7 protein-coding genes and 1 pseudogene are annotated in these 7,900 nt (G+C 65.7%); 3 read left to right on the top strand and 5 right to left on the bottom strand.

What is annotated here, in order from left to right:
* Positions 1-864 (top strand): FtsK/SpoIIIE domain-containing protein (locus B3873_RS06160; RefSeq protein ID WP_286864668.1); only part of this gene is annotated, 864 nt, incomplete at its 5' end.
* A 102-nt stretch (positions 865-966) separates the two neighbouring features.
* Here B3873_RS06160 and B3873_RS06155 read toward each other — a convergent pair.
* Entirely contained in the window at positions 967-2,400 is a 1,434-nt protein-coding gene (locus B3873_RS06155; RefSeq protein WP_286864666.1) for an NAD-dependent succinate-semialdehyde dehydrogenase, read from the bottom strand.
* A 315-nt stretch (positions 2,401-2,715) separates the two neighbouring features.
* On the opposite strand from B3873_RS06155, the gene B3873_RS06150 reads away from it, so the two are divergent.
* Positions 2,716-4,155: a YihY/virulence factor BrkB family protein gene (locus B3873_RS06150; RefSeq protein WP_286864665.1), complete on the top strand. Its 1,440-nt coding sequence runs from the start codon at positions 2,716-2,718 to the stop codon at positions 4,153-4,155.
* Here B3873_RS06150 and B3873_RS06145 read toward each other — a convergent pair.
* Genes B3873_RS06145 through B3873_RS06130 form a run of 4 tightly spaced genes read right to left on the bottom strand, consistent with a single transcriptional unit; the run spans position 4,152 to position 7,287 of the window.
* Positions 4,152-4,829, bottom strand: a complete 678-nt coding sequence (locus B3873_RS06145; protein WP_286864664.1) for a glycosyltransferase — start codon at positions 4,827-4,829, stop codon at positions 4,152-4,154. The two genes, B3873_RS06150 and B3873_RS06145, sit on opposite strands and share 4 nt — an antisense overlap.
* A 36-nt stretch (positions 4,830-4,865) precedes the next feature.
* Positions 4,866-5,459: an SAM-dependent methyltransferase gene (locus B3873_RS06140; RefSeq protein ID WP_121038354.1), complete on the bottom strand. Its 594-nt coding sequence runs from the start codon at positions 5,457-5,459 to the stop codon at positions 4,866-4,868.
* Positions 5,456-6,241 (bottom strand): PIG-L deacetylase family protein, encoded by a 786-nt coding sequence (locus tag B3873_RS06135; RefSeq protein ID WP_276840469.1) that lies wholly within the window; start codon positions 6,239-6,241, stop codon positions 5,456-5,458. Before B3873_RS06135 ends, B3873_RS06140 begins: the two co-directional genes overlap by 4 nt.
* Complete coding sequence (locus B3873_RS06130) at positions 6,229-7,287, bottom strand: acyl-CoA dehydrogenase (protein WP_286864660.1); 1,059 nt, start codon at positions 7,285-7,287, stop codon at positions 6,229-6,231. Before B3873_RS06130 ends, B3873_RS06135 begins: the two co-directional genes overlap by 13 nt.
* A 321-nt stretch (positions 7,288-7,608) precedes the next feature.
* Here B3873_RS06130 and B3873_RS06125 point away from each other — a divergent pair.
* Positions 7,609-7,900 (top strand): annotated as a pseudogene (locus tag B3873_RS06125) (formate dehydrogenase); the annotation flags it as partial.

Here is a 7,900-nt window from a genome sequence, read left to right as displayed (position 1 = left end):
GCCGGCCACGCCCTGAACTGGGCGGTGGAAGAGATGGAGCGCCGCTACAAGAAGATGACCAAGCTGGGCGTGCGCAACCTGGCCGGCTACAACCAGAAGCTCGACGATGCCGCCGCCCGTGGCGAGAAGATTCCCAATCCCTTCAGCCTCACGCCCGACGCGCCCGAGCCGCTGGAAAAGCTGCCCACCATCGTCATCGTCATCGACGAACTGGCCGACCTCATGATGGTGGTCGGCAAGAAGGTGGAAGAGTTGATCGCCCGCCTGGCCCAGAAGGCGCGCGCAGCCGGCATCCACCTGATCCTGGCCACGCAGCGGCCGTCGGTGGACGTGATCACCGGCCTCATCAAGGCCAACATCCCGACCCGCGTGGCCTTCCAGGTCTCTTCCAAGATCGACTCGCGCACCGTGCTGGACCAGATGGGGGCCGAATCGCTGCTGGGCCATGGCGACATGCTGTTCCTGCCGCCGGGCTCGGGTTATCCGCAGCGGGTGCATGGCGCCTTTGTCTCCGATGAAGAAGTGCACCGCGTGGTGGAATACCTGAAGTCCTTTGGCGAGCCGCGCTACATCGAGGAAATCCTGGCTCCGCCGATTTCCGAGGACACGACCCAGGCCGACATGTTCGCCGGCGGCGAGGGGGGCGATGCCGAAGCCGACCCGCTCTACGACGAAGCGGTGGCCTTCGTGCTCAAGACCCGCCGCGCTTCCATCTCTTCGGTGCAGCGGCAATTGCGCATCGGCTACAACCGCGCTGCGCGCCTGGTGGAGCAGATGGAAACGGCGGGCGTGCTCTCGGCCATGTCGCGCAATGGCAGCCGAGATATCCTGGTGCCGCCCTCGGGAGGCGGTGGCGAAGAATAAGCAGCAGCGCCCCAAAAGAAAATCGGCGGACCCTTGCAGGTCCGCCGATTTTTTTCATCACACAGTGCAATCATTGCGGCAGGTCATGCGACCTGCCCGGGATCAGACATCCAGCTGCGTCACCAGCTTGGTGTTGATGTAGGCCTCGATGGCCTCGGTACCGCCTTCGGAACCGTAGCCGCTGTCCTTGATGCCGCCGAAGGGCAGTTCCGGCAGCGCCAGGCCCAGGTGGTTGATGGTCAGCATGCCGCTTTCCACGCGCGCGGCCAGGGCGTGCTTGGTCTTGGCCGACTTGGCGAAGGCATAGGCGGCCAGGCCGAAGGGCAGGCGGTTGGCTTCAGTGATCACTTCATCCAGGGTCTCGAAGGAATTGATGATGGCCAGCGGACCGAAGGGCTCCTCGTTCATCACGCGGGCGTCCAGCGGGACATTGGTCAGCACGGTCGGCTGGAATAAATAACCCTTGTCGCCGATGCGCTTGCCACCGGTGCGCAATTGCGCGCCTTGCGAAACGGCATCATCGATCAGCGCTTCCAGCGCCGGGATGCGGCGCTTGTTGGCGACCGGGCCCATGCCCACGCCAGCTTCCAGGCCATTGCCCACCTTCAGTTGTTCGGCATAGGTGACGAACTTGTCGACGAAGGCGTTGAAGACACCCTTCTGCACCAGGAAGCGGGTCGGCGAGACGCACACCTGGCCGGCATTGCGGAACTTGGAGGTGGCCAGGGTCTTGGCGGCCAGTTCCACGTCCACATCGTCGAACACCATGGCCGGTGCGTGGCCGCCCAGTTCCATGGTGGCGCGCTTCATGTGCTGGCCGGCCAGGGCCGCCAGCTGCTTGCCCACCGGGGTGGAACCGGTGAAGGAAATCTTCTTGATCACCGGATGCGGGATCAGGTATTCCGAGATCTCGGCCGGCACGCCGTAGACCAGGTTGATGACACCGGCCGGCACGCCTGCGTCCGCGTAGGCACGGATCAGCTCGGCCGGAGAGGCCGGGGTTTCTTCCGGGGCCTTGACGATGATGGAGCAGCCCGCAGCCAGGGCCGCAGAGAGCTTGCGCACCACCTGGTTGATCGGGAAGTTCCACGGGGTGAAGGCGGCCACCGGACCGACCGGCTCCTTGATCACCATCTGGTAGGCACCCGGCACGCGGGCCGGCACCAGGCGGCCGTAGGTGCGGCGGGCTTCCTCGGCGAACCAGTCGATGGTGTCGGCCGCGCCCAGGGTTTCCATCTTGGATTCACCCAGCGGCTTGCCTTGTTCCATGGTCATCAGGCGCGCGATATCGTCAGCGCGCTCGCGCAGCAGATCAGCGGCACGGCGCATGATCTTGGAACGCTCGAAGGCGGACATGTTGCGCCAGGTCTCGAAGCCCTTTTTGGCGGCTTCCAGGGCGCGATCCAGGTCGCTGCGGTCGGCGTGGGCGATCTTGCCGATCACTTCCTCGGTAGCCGGGTTGACGACATCGATGGTGCGGCCGGAGGCGCTGGCGGTCCATTCGCCGTTGATGAAAAGCTGTACGTCCTTATACATGGGCAATCCTCGTTCGTCAGGTTGGGGAAGGGCCGGCGCTGCCCGGTTCGGCCCAATGGGCTACCCGCAGGGCAGGCGCGATGGCCTGGGGAGAATGCAGACAGACCGGCTTGCGCCGCTCTGGTTCACACGCAATGCGAAGCCAGTGAAGCTTGTCGCGAAGACCACCTTTATACCACGCGCTTCATTTTCACGTCGGCCACCAGAGCGCCGACAGCGGCTTCCTACAAGGCTGGACGGGCAGGTCGGAAGCAGGAACAATCGTTCATACGCACCGGTCACACTGCCACAACAATATGCCCAGCCGAGGACTTCATGAGCAGCTCTTCCGACCCGTTTCGTCCTGTCCGCACCCCGCCAGCCGCTGCCCGTCCTCAATCCGGGGAGGAGCCGGGCAGTCCTTCCCCGGGCGGCCTGATCGCCGCTGCCCTGTTGAGCGCCGGCGCAGGTCTGTGGCTGGGAAGAAAGCGCCGCCAGAAGCGCGTGACTGCGTCGCCGACAGCGCGCCGGATGGTGGCCTCCCGTGCAGAGGAGGAGAACAGCAAGGCGCCTACCGGCCATGCCGCGACGGCTCATCACGATGCACTGCCGCAAGGACTGGAACGGGCCTTGCGGCTGGTGACGCTGGCCATGCCGCTGATTGCCGCCTGGCGCAAGGGATCTGCCCGTGCCAAGGCGGCTGCCGCCAAGGCCAAGACCGATACAGCGCTGCCGCCGGATGCCCCGGCGCGGATCGACATCGTCAAGGCCAAGCTGGAACCGGCCCCCTCGGACTATCTGGACCCGGCGGCCGAGGTCAAGATGATCAAGGGCGGCACGCGCGCCCAGCAGGCCTGGCAGATGACGGTGGCCGCGGTCAATGCCTGGATCGATGACTTCGCCCCCAGCATGGGAGCGGCCATCGCCTACTACACCATCTTCTCGATTGCTCCCATGCTGGTGATCGCCATCGCGGTGGCCGGCATGCTGTTCGGCCACGATGCCGCGCAGGGTGAGATCGTCAACCAGATCCGCGACATCGTCGGTACTGAAGGCGCGTTTGCCATCCAGGGTTTGCTGAAGTCGGTGAGCCAGCCGCGCGAGGGCATGATCGCCGCCGGCATTTCGGTGGTCACGCTGGTCATTGGCGCCACAGCGGTGTTTTCTGAATTGCAGAGTGCGCTCGATCGCATCTGGCGCATCCCCGTCGCCAGGAGCAAGAGTGGCCTGTGGCAACTGGCGCGCACGCGGCTGCTGTCCTTTGGCCTGATCATCGGGCTGGGCTTCCTGCTGATCATCTCGCTGGTGGTCAGTGCGGCGCTGGCGGCGCTGGGACGCTGGTGGGGCGGCTGGTTCGAAGGATGGCAACTGTTGCTGCAGATGCTCAACTTCGTGCTGTCCTTCGTGGTGTTCTCCACGCTCTTCTCGATGATCTACAAGTTCATGCCGCGCGTGACACTGTCCTGGCATGACGTGTGGATCGGTGCCGTGGCCACCACCGTGCTCTTCATCATCGGCAAGTATCTGATCGGTCTGTATCTGGGCAGCACCGGCATGACCTCCGGCTTCGGGGCGGCCGGCTCGTTTGCACTGCTGCTGCTGTGGATCTATTACTCGGCCCAGATCTTCCTGCTCGGTGCCGAGTTCACGTGGATCTACGCCAACAACTTCGGCTCACGCGCGAAACGCCAGCGGCTGGTCAATACGGTGGAAGACCATCACGTGAGCATCGAGCAGGCGCAACAGGTGGTGCGTGCGGGAGACAATCCCCGCTAAGCCGGCAGGATGGCCGCGCACTCTTCGGCGGCCCACAGCCGCAGCGTATCGCCGAAGCCGCCGCGCGCCTTGCTCTGCTTGCGGGTGCTGGTGACCACCCGCACCCGCGCACTCCAGGCGATCTGCGCATCGGTGGCCTGCAAGGCCTGCACCAGTCCCACATCCTCATGACAGGCCAGCGGCGGAAAGCCGCCCGCACGCAGATAGGCCTGGGCGCAGACACCCAGATTGGCACCGTGGATATGGCGATGGCCATCCTCATCGTGATAGTCGCGCGCGAAGCGTTGCTGCACCTCCGGCGGATGATCGCCCCAGTGGTCGGGCGAGACCGTACCGCAGACCGCGTCCGCCTGCAGCGCCAGTTGTGCCGCCAGCCAATCGGGGGCAACCCGCGTATCGGCATCGGTAAAGGCCAGCCAGCGTGCGCCCGCAGCGATCAGTGCGCGCGCGCCGTGATGCCGCGCCAGGCCGACATTGCGCACCTGCAGCGGCAGCACCGTCACCGGATGGCGGCGTGCGATTTGCTCGGAGCCGTCGCTGCAACTGTCGAGCACTACCACGATGCTCACCGCCTCACCTTGCAGCTGAGGATGCGCAGCCGCCTTGCGCACCGCCTGCAGGCAGGCGTGCAGGCTGGCTTCTTCGTCGTGCGCGGGGATGACGATGCCGATCATGCTCGGTTCTCCGGAAAGTGGTGGGTGCAGTGCGGGTCAGATCCTGCGCCAGAGGTCGATGAGGATGTCTTCGTCCTCATAGCAGGCCTGGCGTTTCAGTCGCGCGTGCGCATCGATGAGCTGGTGCATGGGCCGCGTGGCCAGCAGGCGGTCATCGAAATCCTTCTTCCAGTGGCAGGCCAGCAGGTGTCCGCCCGGCGACAGGCTGGCTGCGGCCAGTGCCGCCATCTCGGCCATGTTGGGCGCATCGAAGTAGTAGCAAAGTTCGGAAAACACGATCAGGTCTACCGCCGGCATGTCATGTTCGGCCGCCGGCCATTGTTCGGGCAGCGACTGCCGGCGCACCTGTACATGCGACAGGTGCGCCGTCTTCTCGCGCGTGATGCGTACCGCTTCCGCGCTGAAATCGGAGGCCATCAGCCACTGGCAACGTGCGGCCAGTTGCAGCGTCAATTCGCCGCTGCCACAGCCGGGCTCGAAGATGGCACTGCATTGCTGGCGCGGCAGGATGGCCTCGACCAGGGCACGCTTGCGTTGTTCGTACCAGCTGTCCCGCGTCTTCCACGGATCGTCGCTGGCGGCATAGAGCTGATCGAAATGGCGCGTGGCCGGAAGCTGTGCTGCCCTCATAGGAAGAACACCTCGTAAGGCCGCACGAAATGCGCCAGCACACCGGCCGGCAGCACCGGATCGCGTTCGCCGTCACTGCCGATCTGGCTGTGATAGCAGCGCAGGGCGCGCCGCTTCATCATGCCGGTGCCGGCATCGAAGGCCAGCTTGTGGGCGCGGCCCCAGGGGAATTCTCCGCCCAGCGGCTGTGCCCAGTGCCAGCCCCAGATCGGCACTTCCACCAGCTTGCAGCCCAATTCGTGTTCCAGCTCGGCGGCCACTTCGCCCACGGTCTCGTGGTCGGGATGGCCGTCCAGCCGCCACGGCGCGAAGACGATGTCGGTATGGCGCAATTGCGCGATCAGCCAGGCCTTCAGCTCCAGCCGATGCTGGCGGATCTGGCCGTCGGGAATGCGCGCGCGCAGGATCTGCGCCTGACCCGCACCCAGGCATTCCAGCGCGGCCATGCTCTCGGCGGGACGCAGCAGCGGCAGGCGTGCTGCCAGCGGCGACGAGGGCGGGTGACTGCGTTCGCCATCGCTCACGGCGACCACGGCGATCTCGCGCATCATCCCGGCCAGTTGGGCGATCAGCCCGCCGCATCCGAGCGTTTCGTCGTCGGGATGCGGTGCCAGGATCACCGCACGTGATCGCGCGGGCACCAGTTGGCTCAGTTCCAGTGCCGGCAGGGCATGCAGGCGCTGGCAGGATTGCCACACATCCTCGGCGGTGCCGTGGGCGATGTCGATATGGCGCGCAGGAGCGGCCGTCCTGGCCGATGGGGGCGGCTTTACAGTAAGCATGGGGAGGACTCCTCTTCAAGACTGGCCTTGGCCAGCGCGGTCATGTCGCGTTCGGCGTGGCTCTGGCGCAGCCACACCGGCAGGTCGGCCAGCAGGCGCGCACTGTGCCGGCTGCCGCAATAGGGATGGGGACCGAGGGCAGCCCCCAGGTCCTCAATGATCTGCAGGCAGGCACGCTCCACCGTCAGGCGCGTGCGCAGGGCGTCCTGCATGGCATTGGCACGCGGATGGGCATCGATGCGTGCAGCGCTCTCGCGCAGGCAGGCCGCTGCTGCATGCCCGGCGCACAGTGCGCTGCCCAGCCGGGCCAGCGCATGGCTGTCTGCGCGCTGCGCCAGGCCTTGGCGCAGCACCGATACCAGCGCGGTAGCAGCGCCGTGCCAGCAGGCGGCAATGCCGATGCCACCCTGCCAAAAACCGGGACGGTCCAGATAGAAGCCCGGACCGCCGATCACCTGCGCGGTGACGGTACGCAAGTGCAGGCGCGCAGTGCGGGTGGCAGCCATGCCGATGGCAGCCCAGTCGTCCTCGATGATGCTGACGCCCGGCTGGCTCAGTTCAATGGCCAGCAGCCAATAGCGGTCTTGCTCGTCGCGATGGCCGAGCAGCGCATGCGTGACGGCGGCTGCGCCCGAGCACCAGGATTTTTCGCCGTCAAGGATGACCTGATCACCTTGCTCACGCAGGTGCAGGCTGCCGGGCCGGCCTTGCGCGCACCACACGCCCCAGATCGAATGCGGTGGTACCGGGACGTGGGCTTCAGCCAGGATGGCGAGGGCATCGGTATGGGCTTCGAACAGCTTGGCCAGCGACAGATCCTGCGCGGCCACGGCCGCCAGCGCCTGCCAGCGCGCAAGCGTCTCGCCGTGGCCCGGCAGGGGCAGGCGGTCCAATCCCGCTACCACCAGCTGGCGCAGCAGCCGCGCGGCCACGACGGGTAGCTGGGTGTGCGGGGACTGGTGCAAGGCAGGCGCAATGAATTCCTCCAGCGCTGCAGGCAGCGAGGGGCAGGGTGGGGCGTAGCGTCGGGTGGAGCTGCACATCATGATGAGGGGCACAGAGGCGCACGGGCTGTGCAATGGTGAAGAGTATGAGTGCCTTCGCATCTGCAAGCTGTCGGTGCGCTACCGTGTTTGACGTAGGAATCCGGTAAGCGCTCGCATCCCGCCGAGCCCGTGCGCGCAAGCGCTGACGCCCTCTGTAGGAATCCGATGCGCTGTAAAACCGTCACGCGCCTACAGCCAAATTGCGCGCTCACTTTCATCATGGCGATCCGGACGCAGAAGTCTTCCATGCGCCGCGCCAAAGGGCGACCACGTGACCATGCAGTGCGCCCCCCACGAATGCATCACGCTCGGAGAAGCGACATGAAAACCAAGGATATCCCCGAAGAAGCGACGTTCGACGAATACAACAATGCCGCCGGCGGCTGGGGCTCGGTCAAGGCGCTCGGTGCCATCCTGCAGCAGGAGCACGTCATCGCCACCGGCACGCGCATTCTCATGAAGCAGAACAAGCCGGACGGCTTTGCCTGCGTCAGCTGCTCCTGGGCCAAGCCGGCTGATCCGCATCTGTTTGAATTCTGCGAGAACGGCGCCAAAGCCACCGCGTGGGAGATTACCGGCAAGCGCGCCACCCCCGAATTCTTCGCCCAGCATA

Source organism: Herbaspirillum sp. UBA812 (assembly GCF_002296545.1).
Classification (GTDB): domain Bacteria; phylum Pseudomonadota; class Gammaproteobacteria; order Burkholderiales; family Burkholderiaceae_D; genus Herbaspirillum; species Herbaspirillum huttiense.
The sequence above is the reverse complement of the archived record's forward strand: the minus strand, read 5'-3'. Positions and strand labels throughout refer to the sequence as shown.

Coding starts and splice junctions, on each gene's coding strand:
- B3873_RS06130 (WP_286864660.1), bottom strand. CDS start 7,287: ATGATGTGCAGCTCCACCCGACGCTACGCCCCACCCTGCCCCTCGCTG.
- B3873_RS06135 (WP_276840469.1), bottom strand. CDS start 6,241: ATGCTTACTGTAAAGCCGCCCCCATCGGCCAGGACGGCCGCTCCTGCG.
- B3873_RS06155 (WP_286864666.1), bottom strand. CDS start 2,400: ATGTATAAGGACGTACAGCTTTTCATCAACGGCGAATGGACCGCCAGC.
- B3873_RS06145 (WP_286864664.1), bottom strand. CDS start 4,829: ATGATCGGCATCGTCATCCCCGCGCACGACGAAGAAGCCAGCCTGCAC.
- B3873_RS06140 (WP_121038354.1), bottom strand. CDS start 5,459: ATGAGGGCAGCACAGCTTCCGGCCACGCGCCATTTCGATCAGCTCTAT.
- B3873_RS06150 (WP_286864665.1), top strand. CDS start 2,716: ATGAGCAGCTCTTCCGACCCGTTTCGTCCTGTCCGCACCCCGCCAGCC.